The sequence below is a fragment of the Pseudomonas sp. GCM10022186 genome, from assembly GCF_042656385.1.
Classification (GTDB): domain Bacteria; phylum Pseudomonadota; class Gammaproteobacteria; order Pseudomonadales; family Pseudomonadaceae; genus Metapseudomonas.
Map to the genome: position 1 here is coordinate 107,355 of NZ_JBHSOU010000010.1, position 15,030 is coordinate 122,384.

General features: G+C 66.8%; 8 protein-coding genes. 1 reads left to right on the forward strand and 7 read right to left on the reverse strand.

What is annotated here, in order from left to right; genetic code table 11:
- Positions 1-736 precede the first annotated feature (736 nt).
- A complete protein-coding gene (locus ACFPU0_RS07080; protein WP_377692130.1) occupies positions 737-1,393 on the forward strand; it encodes a hypothetical protein in 657 nt (218 codons plus the stop codon).
- A gap of 100 nt (positions 1,394-1,493) precedes the next feature.
- Here ACFPU0_RS07080 and ACFPU0_RS07085 read toward each other — a convergent pair whose 3' ends face one another.
- From ACFPU0_RS07085 to ACFPU0_RS07115, 7 genes are all read right to left on the reverse strand, one after another.
- Positions 1,494-2,390 (reverse strand): DUF2950 domain-containing protein, encoded by an 897-nt coding sequence (locus tag ACFPU0_RS07085; RefSeq protein ID WP_377692131.1) that lies wholly within the window; start codon positions 2,388-2,390, stop codon positions 1,494-1,496.
- A gap of 13 nt (positions 2,391-2,403) precedes the next feature.
- Complete coding sequence (locus ACFPU0_RS07090) at positions 2,404-3,888, reverse strand: DUF3300 domain-containing protein (RefSeq protein WP_377692132.1); 1,485 nt, start codon at positions 3,886-3,888, stop codon at positions 2,404-2,406.
- A 321-nt stretch (positions 3,889-4,209) separates the two neighbouring features.
- Positions 4,210-5,703, reverse strand: coding sequence for a TolC family protein (locus ACFPU0_RS07095; RefSeq protein ID WP_377692133.1), 1,494 nt, complete (start codon positions 5,701-5,703; stop codon positions 4,210-4,212).
- A 52-nt stretch (positions 5,704-5,755) separates the two neighbouring features.
- Positions 5,756-13,231, reverse strand: coding sequence for a DUF4347 domain-containing protein (locus ACFPU0_RS07100; protein WP_377692134.1), 7,476 nt, complete (start codon positions 13,229-13,231; stop codon positions 5,756-5,758).
- Positions 13,232-13,314: 83 nt separating this feature from the next.
- Positions 13,315-13,926: a phage tail protein gene (locus tag ACFPU0_RS07105; protein WP_377692136.1), complete on the reverse strand. Its 612-nt coding sequence runs from the start codon at positions 13,924-13,926 to the stop codon at positions 13,315-13,317.
- A gap of 79 nt (positions 13,927-14,005) precedes the next feature.
- Positions 14,006-14,317 carry a DUF6916 family protein gene (locus ACFPU0_RS07110; RefSeq protein ID WP_377692137.1) on the reverse strand — a complete coding sequence of 104 codons (312 nt, stop codon included), beginning with the start codon at positions 14,315-14,317 and terminating at the stop codon, positions 14,006-14,008.
- On the reverse strand, positions 14,314-14,772 hold the full coding sequence (locus tag ACFPU0_RS07115; RefSeq protein ID WP_377692138.1) for a GNAT family N-acetyltransferase: 459 nt from the start codon (positions 14,770-14,772) through the stop codon (positions 14,314-14,316). Before ACFPU0_RS07115 ends, ACFPU0_RS07110 begins: the two co-directional genes overlap by 4 nt.
- Positions 14,773-15,030 lie beyond the last annotated feature (258 nt).

Sequence of the window (15,030 nt, forward strand, 5' to 3'; positions counted from 1 at the left end):
CTACACGGGCGTTGGGGGGCTCGTGAGGGTGCCCCTGCGGGGCACTTCGCGAATGAATTCACTCTTACAGGAGAAGCAAGGGCAGCTCTGTAATTGGATGGAGTCGGGCGGCGTTCCGCGAGCTTGCGAAACCCATCGATCCGACTCCGCTCTACCCATCCTACGGGGCTGGCCCTTGCCACGTTGCAGGAGGCCGAATTCAGATGACTTTCGTGGTCTGGGTCATCAGGGGAACCTTCATCGCCACATGTATATCGATGGCAAACCAGCCACTCAATGACTGATTTGCCAGCTCGCGATGCCCGAAATTTTCGGGGCTGCCTGGAAGGGGTGGGGCCTTCAGGAAACCACCGGTTTAGAGGCTATCCCACACCTTTTGCAGGGCTGTTATAACCATCGGATGCACTGCCGCTCGTCGGACTTTTGATCATTTTTTGATCAAAATCCGCAAGTTGCGATTACTATGCCCCGGCGATCAGGTCGTGCCGCGGCATCCGCATCGTCGGTGCGACCCCCATTTGTATCCACCCCCGGAACGACTCCGCATGCACAAGTTCATGTGCAGGGGATTGTTCGTTTCGAAAAAAGGCATGGCAGATGTACGTCCGCGACCCGGGTGTCGCATCTCCCGAACAGGCCTTTTCGTTCGCGGTAATTGGCGAACGTTAGAACCCATTTGTTCAATGCCGCTGTTGCATTAGTACAGCCGCTCAAATTGCTAGAAAAGAGGTAAACCATGGAGCTTTTTCACCTTGTTGCTTCCGTGCTTCAACAGCCGGCAACCATGGAGCTGACCCGGATGGGTGTGGTCTACGCCCACCTTATCGCTTGCTGCGTGGCCATCGGCCTGGTCCTGACCAGCGATATCGCCATGATCAAGCAACTGTTCCAGGGCGGCAACGCGACCGCTGCCGACAAGGAACATCTGCACATGCTGAAGAAGACCGTGCTGATCGCGCTGGCCGCACTCTGGGTGACCGGGATCGGCATCCTGGCGCTGGACTACTCGGTGAAAGGCGCGATGTATTTCCTCAACCCCAAGCTGCAGGCCAAGATCCTGGTCGTGGTGCTCCTGACGCTGAACGGCTGGGTGCTGCACAGCGTGGTGATGCCTGCACTGGACAAGGCTGGCAACCTGCTCAAGCTTGACGTCAATGCCCGTAGCATCGCGCTGTTCTCGGGCGTCGTTTCCGGGGTGTCCTGGTTCTACGGGGCGATGCTGGGTATTGCCCGCCCGCTGAGCTGGAAGTACTCCCTGGGCGAAATCATGGTCGCCTACCCGGTGCTCATCTGCCTCGGCTTCGTCGCGATGACCCTGCTGGTCAAGTGGGCCGCCAACCGGGCTGAAGCCAAGGCTCCTGCCCGCATGAATCCCGCGCTCGCCTCCTGGTAAGCGTGGGCGGGCAAGGATGCCCGACCTTATACAAAAGCCGCAGGGTGCCGATGGCACCCTGCGGCTTTTTCGTTGAAGCCCTGCCGACCATCCTACGTGGCTATGAGCCCGGCTCATCCTGGGTCTTGATTTCATCCCAGCTGCTGTCGGGGTCGAAGCGGGTCATGGCCTTGGCGAGCTTTTCGCTTTCGGGGCCGAGATCCTTCTGAAAGATCTGGCCTTCGTGGCTGATCATGAAACTCATCACACCGCTGTCGCCGTATTGCGCCGGCCAGGCGACCAGGGCGAAGCCACGGCTCATGGCCTTGCCGAGCATGTAGTCATAGGCGCCGCCGGGAGCCGAAGGGCCCTGGGCGGAGAGAATGCGGAAGTGGTAGCCGTGCCAGTCGTCGCCCTTGGTCTGGCCACCGAACAGGGGGCCGAGGGGGCTCTCTTCCATGCCGTCTTCGTCGGCCCAGTAAAGGCCGTCATGCTGGCCATCCGTGCTGATGAACTTCTGTGCGTACTCCAGCACGCCGTCGCCGTTGCGGTCGACTTCGGCGTAGTCCATCTGCGCATCGTGATAGGCCTCGGCGGCCTGGATGGCGGCCAGTTCGTTGCGGCCAATGCGCCGCAGGCGGATTTCCTCGCCGCCCGCCCGGGCATCGAAATGCCAGCCGTCCTTGCCCTGCACCAGGGGGATGGGCAGCGTCCAGGGGTCGTTGCCGACGACGATGTGGGCGCGGCCCTCGATGGCGCTCTGGATTTCGTGTTTTTCCCGGTAGTAGGCGAGGAAGGCGTCGACGTCCTCGCGTTCGATGCCCTTGGTGGGAATGTAGTCCTGCCAATGGGCCCCCAGCAGCGCGGCCAGGCGATCGGCATCGGCCTTCTCGGTGCCGAGGGCGGCGACGAAGGCGTCCGCGGCGGCTTGCGGGGTCTTGAAGCTCTGCTGCGCGACGGCGCCCAAGGCGCAGGTGGCCAGTGACAACAGGGCGAAGATGCGGATTGCGCGGTTCATGTGCTGTCTCCTTTCAGCGCCGGCGGCCACCACCGCCACGAGACGGTGCGTGGGCTGGCCGTTGCACCTGCCGACCGGCAGAAGCCTTTTGCGGGCGCGAGGCGGAGGCTCGGCTGAACTCACCCCGGCTGGTAGCCGCGCGCGTCTGGGACGGCTGGCGCGCCCCGGCGAATGCGTTGTTGCGCGGGCCCTGCCGACTGGCGGACTGCTGCTGGCGGGCCTGTTGCCGCACTTGCTGGTTGTTCTGCGCCCGAGGCCGTTGCTGGCGGTTCGCATCAGTGCGTTGGCGCTGCTGCACGGCACTTTCGGCCCGCTGCCGCGCCTGTGGGTCGGTGCGCAGGTCGCGTGAGGCGGCCTGGGCCCTTTCGCGGGCCTGCTGGTTGCTGGCGGCCGGGGCCTGGATGCCTCGCTGCTGCAGGCTCTGGCTGGCCCGCTGGCGCTCGGCGGTGCGCTGGGCATCATAGCCACGCAGGGCCTGGCGCTGTTCGCCGCCGGACATGCGCAGGCCGTTCTGCTGGCGGTTGCGGTTGTCGCGGTAGGGCACGCCGTCGCGGTTGATCGGGTTGTGGACGAATTTGTTCTGGCTGCGGTCGATCTGCCTGTTGGTGTTGATGTTGTTGTACTTGTTGACGTCGATATCCACATCGCCGCCGCCCCAGTCGCAGTCGCCCCAGAGGGAGTTGACGATGCCCACGCCAACGCCGAAGGCCAGGCCCGCCGCCAGGCCGGTGGCGATGGGATAGCCGTAGCTGGGCGGCGGCGGGTAGTAAGGCGGCGGGTAGGACGGATAGGACCAGGTGCCGTAGACCACCGTGGGGTTGTAGCTGGGCACGTAGACCACCTGCGGGTCGGCGGGCTCGATGACGATGGTCTGGGTGCTGGCGGCCGGTTGCACCACGGTGGTGGTGGAGCTGGGCGGCGGCGCCTCTTGCACGCTGACCTTCTGCTGCTCGTTGGATTGCAGGTTGCCGGCGGCCTGGGCCTGGCGCCTCAGGCGCTGGACGGAATCCATCACGTCGTTGGGCTGGGCGAGGAAGGCGTCCCCCACGCGCTGCACCCAGGCCGGGTCCTGGCCGAGGGTGGCGAGCACCTGCGGAAAGGCCACGAGCGATTGCACGCTGGGATCCCAGGGCTGGTTGGCCACCTGCTTCACGGCAGCGTCGCCACTGACATCCGGGTGCGCCTTGGACCAGGCGACCGCATCGGCCACGTTGCCCGGGTAAGTCGCAGCCATCAGCACCTGGGCCAGCAGCGAGTCCGGGTAGAGGGCGATGGGTGCCATCATCTGGTCCAGCTCTTCGGTCCTGAACACCGCCTGGCTGGCGGCGGGTTGGGCCGCAGGCGCGGCTGCAGGGGCGGCTTCGGGCGCGGCTGAGACCCCGGCGGCGGGGGCGTCGTCGCCTTCGGCTGCGGAGATGCCGGCATCCGTGGCGGCGTACAGCGGGTTGCTGGCCAGCAGGACGAGCAACACCGCACTGAATCTGTTGCGGATTGGCATGGTGCTTCTCCCGCAGAGGAGTTGGGTTGTCCTTGAACCCGGCAAAGGCGCGCGCCCTACCACTGCCGTTGAGAAACGATAGACCAGCGGATGGGACTGAGCCCCGCGAAGCTGACAGAAATGTAATCACCTGCCCTTTCCCGATACGGCAGTTTTGCGCGGTGCCTCTTTCGACTGACTGGATTGAAACGGCATGCAGTGCAAAACCTCGCGGCGGACCTTCGTCAAGGGCCTGGCCGCCGGCGTCCTACTCGGCACGGGCAACCCCTCTTCCGGTGGGAGAGGGGTTGCCCGTTGGGCCTCGCTTCGCCCAGCGCCAACCTACCTCGCGCCGATATCCCCGCTCGCCCAGCGCGCTTCGCTGCTTTCCAATGCGCTGGCGATGGTGGCGAGCCTGTCGTCCGGCAGGGTTCCCGGTAGCGGGTCGACACCGGCGCTGACGAAGAGCTGGGCATAGGCGTTGCGCAGTTCGGCGTAGGCCAGGTCGCGCTGGAGTTGGGCATCGAGGGTGTTCAGCTCGCCCTGGATCAGTTCCAGCTCACCGATGTTCTGTGCCTGGTGGCGGTTGCGCAGCTGCTCGACGATCTGCCCGTCCAGGTCGGCCAGTTGCTGGTTGGTCCGGAACTGCCGCAGGGCTTCCTGGTAATTGGCGTTGGCCACGTAGAGCTGCGCCAGCACGGCCATGGACATGGCCTGGCGGCGGGCCGCGGCGACGGATTCGCCGGCCTTGGCGACGTCGATGGCGGCCGGTGCGGAAATGGCGTTGAACAGGTTCCAGGTGACCTTCACGCCGTAGTCGGCCCAGCTCTGGTTCACCAGGAAGGAGTTGCTGTCGTAGTGGCCGCCGGCGGAGAACTCCAGGCCCGGGAGCATGCGCAGCATGGCCTTGCGGGTTTCCGCGGCGCTGATGCGCGCCTGGTAGTCCTGCTCGCGCAGTTCCGGGCGGCTGGCCAGGGCTTCTTCTTCCAGGCGGGCGATGTCCACCTTGAGTTCGGGCACCGGGTAGTCGTCGCCGGCGGCCAGGCTGTAGTCGGTGTTCAGCGGCAGATTGACCAGTGCGGCCAGCTCGGTCTTGGCCAGGGACAGCGCGCGGCGCTGCTCTTCCAGCTGGCGGGTGGCCTCGATCAGGGCGCGCTGGTAGCTCAGGGCCTGTACCGGATCGCCGATGCGTTCGCGGCTCATGCGCTGGCTGCTGCCACGGGCCTCATCCACCCGCGCCATCAGGCCGTCGATCTGCTTCAGCAGGCGGTCGGCGGCCACCGCCCGCCAGTAGGCCGAGCGCACGTCCTGGATGATGGTGTGGATCACCTTGCGGCGACGCTCCTGGACGATCAATCGCTGGTCGGCCTGCTGCTTGGCGCTGACATAGCTGACCCCGAAGTCCAGCACGTTCCACACCATGGTCAGGTCGGCCACGCCACGATCGCGGTCCTGGGAAGTCGAAGGCTCCAGGGACTGGGTGTTGGTCAGTACGCTCCGGCTGCTGGCGGCGCTGACGTTGCTGCGCCCGGCGTAGCCCGCCTCCATGGCCATGCGCGGCAGCATGTCGAAGCTGGCGAGGTCCACCTGCCGCTTGGCCAGGGCCTCCTCCATCACCTTGAGGCGCGCTTCGAGGTTGTACTTCACCGCGCGGGCCATGGCCTGGTGCAACGTCAGGGGGCCGCCGAGGGGCTCCTGATCCTTGAACATGGCCTGCAGGTCCTGGCGGGCACGCTGCTCGCTGACGCTGCGGTCGATGGGCTGGCTGGTCACCGCGCAACCGCTGATGGCCAGCGCCAGCACGCTGACACTGAAGAATTTCCCTGCTCTGCTCATCCTTGGGCCGCCCCCTTGGTCACGGCGTACATATTGTTCTGATTCGTGTCGATCAGGCCTGTGGCGGGTCCGCCTGGATCTGCCGCAGCGCCCGGGCCAGCTCGTCGACCTGTCGTTGTTCGTTGTCCTGGATGTCCTGCAGCTGCCGGCCCAGCGTGGGCGCGCCGAAGCCGTCCCGGGCGCCCTGGCCGGCATCCGCCGAGCGGTGCCAGGGCCTGGTGTCGAAGGGCTTCATCTGGCCGGCACCGTCAGCAAGCTCCCTGTCGAAGAAGCTGGCCAGGCTGCTGCTGCCGAAGACCCCGGCGTCGCCCCCGCCGAAACCGAGGAAACCGCTGGCCGAAGCGTCGCCATCACTGACACCGCCGCTGGCGAACACCTGGGCGATGAAGCTCGGCGCCACGGCCCCGTTGTGCCTGAAGAGACTGCCCAGGGTCGGGAAACCGCTGCCCGGGGTCTGCACCTCGAACAGCGGCAAGGGCAGCAGCGGCGAGCTGAAGGGCGGCGGCGGCGGTCCCGGCAGGAGCATGTCGATCGGCGCGTTGGGTGTTTCCGGGATGCGCGCCGGCGATTCGATGCGGAACTGCGGGTCACCTTCGCTCTGGCTGAGTACAAAGCTTTCGCCCACCAGGCTGCCCACCAGCACGTTGCCGGCGGCATCCCGGATGCCGGCGCCGGGGTTGTTCAGGCTGATGCCCAGCGAGCCATTGCCGGCGACATTGCCGACCATGATCTGGTAGGTGCGCGCGTCCACCTGCTCCAGCGATTGCAGGGTGCCGACCGCATCGCCGGTGGTGTTCAGGCTGAAGTAGTCGAGGTCGACGCCGCTGACGTCCTCGCTGAAGGTCAGGGTGAAACGCAGGGTACGCGCCGAAGTGGGCGAGGCGTCCGCGCGGACCAGGCCGATGGCGCTCGGCGCCGTGGTGTCGACGATCACGCCACGGGTGTCGCCGACGGCGTTCAGGTCCGGGGTCAGGTCATTGCCGGCGGCATCGCGCAGGGTCGCGCCATTGCTGGCCAGGCCGGTCACGGTGATGCCGTCGGCGTCGTTTTCGCCCGGCTGCACGCGGTACTGGAACACCAGGGCGCTGCCGCCGGAACCGGACAGGTAGTCGGCGAATACGGTGCTGCCGCCGATATCCAGGGCGAGAAGTGGAGTGCCGTTGACGAATACCGCCTCGCTGGCGTTGACCACGAAGGTCAGCAAGTCGCCGTCCCGGTATCGAAGCCAGATCGGTACGCTGACACTGGCCACGCCCGGTGCCACGGCATCCACTTGTACGCCGGTGGTGCTGGCGACGTTGTCGAGGCTGGGGTCGGCATCATTGCCCAACCCATCGCGCAAGGTCGCGCCATTGGCCAGGATGGCGCCGCCGACGCTGATGCCATTGCTGTCCAACTGGCCGCTGGCCACCGTCAGGCGGAACACCAGCGCGGTGCTGCCGGAGCCACTGAGGTAGTCGGCGAACACCGTGCCGCCGGTATCCAGGGTGACGGCGATGCGCGGGCTGCCGCCGCTGGTGTCGACGGTCACCGCTTCGCTGAGGTTGACGATGAAGTCGAGGTTTTGCCCGACCACATAGGTGCCGTTGGCCGGCACAGCCACGCTGGTGACCGTCGGCGCGTCTCGGTCGAAGCTGTACAGCGCGCCCACCAGGCCGCCGCTGATGGCGTTGCCGGCGAGGTCGACGATACCGGTGCCGGCGCCATTGAGGTTGAGCCCCAGGGTACCGGTGCCAGTGAGGCCGCTGACGGTGAGCTGGTAGGTCCGCGCGTCGATCTGGCTGATGCCGGTCAGGCTGCCGCCGGCGGTGCCGGTGGTCACCAGGCTGAAGTCGGCCAGATCGACGCCTGTGACGTCCTCGCTGAAGGTGACGCTGAAGCGCACGCTGCCGGCATTGGTCGGCGAGGAGTCGAGGGTGACGATGCCGCTGGGACCCGGCGCGGTGGTGTCGACCAGCACGCCGCTGGTATTGCCGACCGCGTTCAGCGTCAGGTTCAGGTCGTTGCCGGCGGCGTCACGCAGGGTACCGCCGTTGCTCGCGAGACTGGAGACGGCAATGCCGTCGGCGTCGTTGTCGCCGGCCTGGACGCTGTACTGGAACACCAGGCTGCTGGTGCCGGAGCCGGTCACATAGTTGGCGAATACCGTGCTGCCGCCGATATCCAGGGCGAGACGCGGGGTGCCGCTGACGACCACCGCCTCGCTGGCGTTGACCACGAAAGTCAGCACATCGCCGGCGTTGTACCGCACGGCCGGGGGCACGCTGACGCTGGCCACGGTGGGCGCCACGGCATCCACCTGCACGCCCGCAGTACTGGCGACGCTGTTCAGGGTGGTGTCGGCATCATTGCCCACGGCATCGCGCAGGACCGCGCCGTTGGCCTGGATGACGCTGCCGACGCTGATGCCATCGCTGTCGAACTGCCCGTTGGAAACCGTCAGGCGGAACACCAGCGCGGTGCTGCCGGAACCGCTGAGGTAGTTGGCGAACACCGTGCCGCCACCGTCCAGGATGACGGCGATGCGCGGCGTGCCGCCGCTGGTGTCGACGGTCACCGCTTCGCTGAGGTTGACGGTGAAATCCAGGTTCTGGCCAGCGACATAGGTGCCGTTGGCCGGCACGCCGACGCTGGTGACGGTGGGTGCGATACCGTCGATGACGATGGCGCTCTGGCCGGCCAGGGAGTTGCCGCCGGCCAGGGCGGGCAAGGTGAGGATGGCGTCGTCGTTGATCGCGCTGCGAATGGTGGCGCCATTGCCGGCCAGCGCAGCGGTGGACTGGTAGTTCAGGTCGGCGCTGAGGTCCCCGGCCTGCACCGTATAGCTGAAGGTCAGGGTGTCGCTGCCCGAGCCCGACAGGTACGTCGCGACACGATCGGTACTGCCGGTTTCCAGCAGCAGCGTGGGTACGCCGCCGCTCACGGTGACGGCCTGGTCGAACCTGACGCTGATATTGACCGTGTCGCCCACCTTGTAGCCGCCGTCGGGGCTGCCACCGGCGACGCTGGTGATGGTCGGATTGGGCTGGTCGACGTTGATCAGGAGGGTGTCGCTATCGGTCTGGTTGCCACCGTTGCCCGACAGGCCGAGATCGTTGGTGGTGATCTGCAGCGACGCGGGGCCGTGGTAGCCGGACGTGGGCGTGAAGCTCAGGCCGGCCAGGGCATTGTTGATGTCGTTGATGCTGCCGTCGAAGGTCATGGTGCCGTCGCCGGTGCCGCTGCCCACGGAGAACACCAGACCGGCGGTGCTGCCCAGGGTGATCAGGCCGTTGCTGGCAGTGAGCGTGACCCGCACCGTGCCACCGCCGGCGTCCACGTCGGCGATCGAGACCGCGTTGCCGTTGCCGGCGCTGAAGACCAGGACGCCGTTCTCCAGGACGGTCTGGCTGCCCGGCACGCTATTGACCGGCGCATCGTTCTCGGCGCTGACCACCAGGGTGAGCGAGGTACTGCTCGTCTGGTTGCCGCCGGTGCCGGTGTTGCCGCCGTCGTCGATGCCCAGCGACAGCACCACGTTGCCGGTGGCGTTGCTGGCCGTGGTGAAGCTGACGGCGCCGCCGGCGATGAAGGCATTGATGTCCGCCAGCGTGCCGCTGAGGCTGAGGGAGCCAGTCCCGGAGCCGAGCACGGTCACGCCGGCGGCGCTGGTGGCGCTGAGGGAGCCGCTGCCAGGCGCGACGCTGAACTGGACGCTGACCACGCCGGAGCCGGCATCGACGTCGCTGAAGCTGATGCCGGTGAGCGCCTGCGGGATGTCCTCGGTGACGCTGCTGCTGCCCGGAGCAGTGATGTTCGGGGCGTCGTTCACCGCGGTCACGCTGAGCGTGACGCTTTCGCTGTCGCTCCTGGGTGCGCCGCCGGTGTTGCCGTTGTCGTCGATGGTGACGGTGAGCGTGACACCGGCGGTGGAATTGAGCGCCGTGGTGTAGCCGAGGTTGCTGCCGGCGATGAAGGCGTTGATGTTGCCGATCGAGCCGGTCAGCGTCAGGGCGGACGCGGTGCCGCCCACGGTGACGCCGCCGCCACTGGTGGCGCTCAGGCTGCCCGCAGCCACGCTCAGGGTGACGGTGACGCTGCTGCTGCCCGCATCGAGATCGCTGAAGCTGATGCCGGTGATGGCGGTGGCGACATCTTCGCTCACGGCGATACTGCCCGGTACCGTGACGATCGGCGCATCGTTGGTCGTACCCACTGTGAGGGTGCGGTTGGCCGTCGCGCTGAAGCTGTTGCCGTCGCTTACCGCGAAACCGATGGTGCGGGTCGCGGTAGCGGGCGTATCCGAGCTGTTGCCGTAGGTGACGGCACGCAGGGCGGCCTGCCACTGCGCAGCGGAGGCGCCGCCGGCGGAAGTCAGCGTCAGTACGCCGGTGGCGCTGTTGTAGCTGCTGGTGATATCGCCCATGGCGGCCGAGTCGTTGCTGAAGGCCAGCACATCCTGGCCACCCTGGAAGCCGGCAGTGATGGCGACGGTGGCGCTGGACAGCAACGCCGAATCGCTGTCGGACAGGGTGATGCCAGGGTCGATCGCCACCGGGGTCGAGGCGAGGTTGTCGCCTTCGATGAAGGCGGCGCTGCCACCGCTGGTGGTAACCACCGGGGCGTCGTCGATGGCGGTGACAGTGATGCTGGCGGTATCGCTGGCAACGGAGAACGGCGACGTGCCGCCGTTGGCCGAGGCGTCCACCTTGGTGCCTTGCTGGCCGCTGGTGGCGCCGCTCTGGTCCCAGGCGTGATAGGTCAGGCTGGCACTGGTGCCGTTGATGCCGTCGGGCACGAATCGCACCCGGTCGGTGGAGCGCAGCAGCAATGCGGCGCCGTCGGAGACGCTGCCCACGTTCGACCAGCTGCCGCCGCCATCCACGCTGTACTGCCAGGTGCCGTTGCCCGCGTTCAGCCCGGTGATGGCGATGCCACTGACCGCGCCACTGTCGACGTCGCTGATGGTGCCACCAGCGAAGCTGGAAACCGGTTGGCCGGCATTGTTGATATCGCCATCGCTCAGGCCGGTCAGGGTGGGCGCGACCGGGACAAGCACCGGCGCGTCGTTGACACTGCTGACGCTGAGCGTGGCCTGCGCGGTGCCGCTGGAGAACGCCGTGCTGCCGCCATTGGTGGTGGTATCGGCCGTATTGCGGGTGCTGTTGGTGGATGCCGTACCAGTGGTCTGGTCCCAGGCCCGGAGGGTCAGGGTCGCGCTCTCGCCATTCTGGGCGTCGGGGACATAGCGCAGCTGGCTGCTGGCGGAAAGCAACAGCGCCGCGCCGCTGGAAACGCTGCCGACGCTGGTCCAGGTGAGGCCGTCGGTGGAGTACTGCCAGGTGCCGTTGCCGCTGCTGGCGGTAAGGGCGATGCCGCTGGCCGGGCCGTCCGCATCGGCGTGGGTCAGGCCGCCCAGCAGGCTGGCGACGGTGACCGCCGACGAGGTGGCGTCTTCGCTGGTGCCGACCCAGACATAGGGGCCGCCGGACAGGGTCGGTGCGTCGTTCACCGCAGTCATCGCGACCTGCGAGATGGCGACGGCCGAACTCGCCCCACTGCTATCGGTGACGGCGAAGCTGATCTGCCGAGTGCCATCGGTACCGCCGAAGGTGGGATCGTCGGAGGTCGAGGAGTAGGTGACCGATCGCAGCGCGGTCTGCAACGCGGCCAGGGTGCCGGAGCCCGTCAGGGTCAGCACGCCGGTCGCGCTGTCGAAGCTGGTGGTGAAGCCACCAGGCGTGCCGACGCTGAGCACGTCGCCTGTCCGGAAGTCGCTGATGGTGACCGTGGCGCCCTGGAAGTTGGCACTGTCCGGGTCACTGATGGTGAGGCTCGAGCTGAGCACCGCGCCCGCGCCATTTTCGGTGTAGAAGGCGGTGTCGTTGGCCGGCGCCAGGCTCGGCGCGTCGTTCACGGGCGCCACCGCCACGGTCGAGGTGATGCTGGGGCTGGCGCTGTTGTTGCTGCCGCCGCTGTCGGTGACGCTGGTGATGGTCACCGCGCGGCTCGTACTGCCCGGATTGTCGCTGGTATTGCGGTAAGTTATGCCGTCGACCAGCGCGCCCATCTGGATATTGGTACGGCTCATGCCCGAAAGGGCGACGGTCGCCGTACTGCCGGCAAGGCTGACGCTGTAGTTGCCGATGCCGGCGATGGTGCCGCTGTTGCCATTGGTGAGGGCGATGTCGCTGCCGCCGACATTCAGCAGCTCGCTGGCACCATTGCCGAGGCCGGTCACGGTCAGGGTCATGCCGCTGAAAGTCTGGCCGCTGTCGTTGGTGAGGGCGGTCACACTGTTGAACAGGTCGACGGCGCTGCCATTCTCGGTGAAGGACGGGTTGGCGGCGGTGGCGGACAGGCTCGGCGCGGTCAGGGGCGGGTCGGTATCGCCGCTGAAATTATCGAAGTTGGTGCCGAAGAAGTCGGTGGAGGTGATCTGCACCTGGTCGACACGAAGACTGCCGAACGTCAGCGTTCCGGATGAGCCCACGGCCATACTCTGGTTGGACCCCACCGCCAGGCCGTCGAGAAAGCCGCGTACGTTGGTGGTACCACCGCTGGCGTTGTCGATGAAGATGCTGCTGAAGGTGAAGTCCTGCCCGTCGGTGCGTGCGATGGTGACCAGTTCGACGGCATTGGTGCCGTCGAACGAGAGCATGTTGATCGACGCGCTGTCGCCGAAACCGTTGATGTTTTCCCATGCGAAGTCACCACCATCACCGTCGGTAGTGAAGGTGAAGGTATAGGACACGCCACCCAGGTCGCGGGTGAAACTGGTAACGCCGCTAATAGTATTGGCACTGTCGAGATTGTCGCTGAATGCAACCAGCAGGCCGGTGAAATCGGCCACCTCCAACACGGACGTTTCCACCTGACCCTGGCCGACCTCCAGCACCCAGTCCCCGCCCCTAGCCGCCGCACCGGTCGGGTCGCTGGATGCGGCAACGTCAGCGCCCGTGGCGGCGGCCAGGCCATCGATGAACGCCCGCCCTTCCCCATTGGCGCCCACCTGGCAACCGTAGAGCAGGATATCGCCGTCGGCGCCCAGGGACTGGCCGATGGCGTTCAGCAGCTCGCTGCGGGCGGCGAGGTCGCCGCTGTCCAGCCAGTCGTTGCCCAGCTGGACCTTGCCGATATCGCCATGGCTGAGGATGTGGATGGCATCGATCCTGCTGCGGCCATCGAGGTAGTCGGCCATCTGCTGCAGGCCGTCCTTGTTCGCATCCAGCACCGCCACTTCGGTGCCGGGTTTGAGGCCGTCGACCAGTTGCCGGTAGTCCTGCACCTGGCTGTCGACGAACACCACCTCCTGGCGGTTGTCCGCGGTCCCGGCCGGGGTCGCGGCCAGGGTTTCGCTGGCTGCCTGGGAATCGGTGGTGGACGGCTGGACGTCGCCACCGTCCGCTGCCGGCTGGGCGTCCGTCACCTGCGCAGTGGTGGCGGCCACCGCGCCATCGAACATCATCCGCGGCTCGAGCGCCACGGCCAGCGCGCTTCGCGCCGGCGGGTTCGACGTCGGTCGGGGGCCACTTTTCTTCCACCACATGGAGCACCTCCTGGTGCATTGGAATGGGGGGAGGCCGCGAACGGCCTTCCCCCGACGCCCTGTTGCGCTTCCGCTCGGCGCGATCAGCTGCGCGACGGGAAGATCCCTTCAAGTGCGATCACGAAGTTGACGCCCAGATAGGGGTTGCGGAGCGGCAGGGGCTGGCTGCCGCCGCTGATGCCTATGGTGATACCCGGCATGTCCCCCATCACGCTGACGTTGAAGGGCGCGAGCGTGGTATCGGGTGCGCCGGTGGCGTACAGGGTGCCGGCCCGGCCGGACGCCGCGATCGGCCCGAGGACGGTGGTCGGCCCCGGGTTGGCCTGGGTCGTGCCGGTGGTCGCAGCGGGAATGGCGGCCTGCCCCGACGCGGTGATGGAGTTGCTGGTGGGCACCGCGGTATGGGTGTGCGCGGGCATCTGCGTGGACAGGATGCTCACGCTTTCCATGCCGCTCACCTCACCGATCGTGATGGGCGTCAGGCCCGGCCCCTGCCCCTGTCCCACTGGGCTGCGCCCCTGCAGGTCCGGCAGGGCGAAGGTGGTCTGTCCGTTGCCGCCGTAGGTGGTGCCGAGCAGCGCGAACAGCGCCGAGTTTTGCGCAATGGACATCAACGTGCCCTGGCAGAAGGCCCAGCCACGGGGCGCGAAATTGAAGCCGACCATGCGGATTTCGCCGAGAAAGGGATCGCTCATCGCTGTTGCTCCTTGTTGACGCCGACTCATCGGCAGGTTGCGCATCGCTGCGCGGGACAAGCTCTTGATCCTGTTCGCCTCAGGCGGCCCTGCGGCTATGGAATACCGCCTGCAGCAGCTGGCGTTCGCCCTCCTCGTCCGGGCCGATCGGCGTCAGCAGCACAGGCCACTGGGCAGTGCCGGGGCTGCGCAGCAGATAGGTGTGCTGGGGCAACTGGATGCCAGCGGGCAGGGCGAAGACCGCGCAATAACACTCATGGCGGGCGTTCATCGCCGTCCTTTCGCTGACCTCGACCAGGCTGACGGCGAGGCCTTCGCCACCCTCCCAGCTCAGATGCCATGGCTGGTCGAGCTGCTGTTCGAACTCCTGGCGGGTGGGGATCGGGCTCACGGGGACACCTCCTGTGCGCGCTGCGAACGGGTGCCGCGGTGCATCTGCAGATAGACGTGGTTGTTGCCGGTGACGACGAAACCGAAGCGGTCGTAGAGGTTCCGGGCCGGATTGTCGGCCTCGACGAACAGGCGGATGGCCCGGTCGGCGCGGTCCGCCTCGCGGGTCAGGGCCTCTAGGTAATGCGTGCCGATGCCCCGCTGCCGCCATTCGGGCAACAGGGCGATGTCCATCAGGTTGAAGGTGTCGGGCCCGCGAAAGACGTAGAGCCGGCCAATGGCCTGACCGCCGCGGCAGATCAGGGAGAACTCCGCGTCCTGGTAGTGCTCCTGGTAGTAGCGGTGCTGGGCGTCGAACTGTTGGGCGAGGAAGGCGTCGATGGCCGGCTGGCTCCAGCCGGTGGCGGCCATCTCGTCGGCGCGGGTGGTCGCATAGAGCGCACGCAGGAACGCCATATCGGCATCCGCGATGGGGCGAAGGTTCAACTCCAGGCTCGGCATGGCGTCGTGCGTCCTTGCTGGCGGCACCCTGGGTGGAAGGGGCCGACTCCGTATTATTTTGCTATCACGCGACCTCAACAGCAGGAGATTAGTCGAAGGCATTGGCCAATCGCCACTGTTTCCTGAACAAGCAATAGCACTTTTCCCAAACACTTGTATGAAGCCGCTGCTCTATTCCCACAGATACCCGGCGAGACGTGGCGAATGGGTCGG

Coding starts and splice junctions, on each gene's coding strand:
- ACFPU0_RS07080 (WP_377692130.1), top strand. CDS start 737: ATGGAGCTTTTTCACCTTGTTGCTTCCGTGCTTCAACAGCCGGCAACC.
- ACFPU0_RS07085 (WP_377692131.1), bottom strand. CDS start 2,390: ATGAACCGCGCAATCCGCATCTTCGCCCTGTTGTCACTGGCCACCTGC.
- ACFPU0_RS07090 (WP_377692132.1), bottom strand. CDS start 3,888: ATGCCAATCCGCAACAGATTCAGTGCGGTGTTGCTCGTCCTGCTGGCC.
- ACFPU0_RS07095 (WP_377692133.1), bottom strand. CDS start 5,703: ATGAGCAGAGCAGGGAAATTCTTCAGTGTCAGCGTGCTGGCGCTGGCC.
- ACFPU0_RS07100 (WP_377692134.1), bottom strand. CDS start 13,231: ATGTGGTGGAAGAAAAGTGGCCCCCGACCGACGTCGAACCCGCCGGCG.
- ACFPU0_RS07105 (WP_377692136.1), bottom strand. CDS start 13,926: ATGAGCGATCCCTTTCTCGGCGAAATCCGCATGGTCGGCTTCAATTTC.
- ACFPU0_RS07115 (WP_377692138.1), bottom strand. CDS start 14,772: ATGGCGTTCCTGCGTGCGCTCTATGCGACCACCCGCGCCGACGAGATG.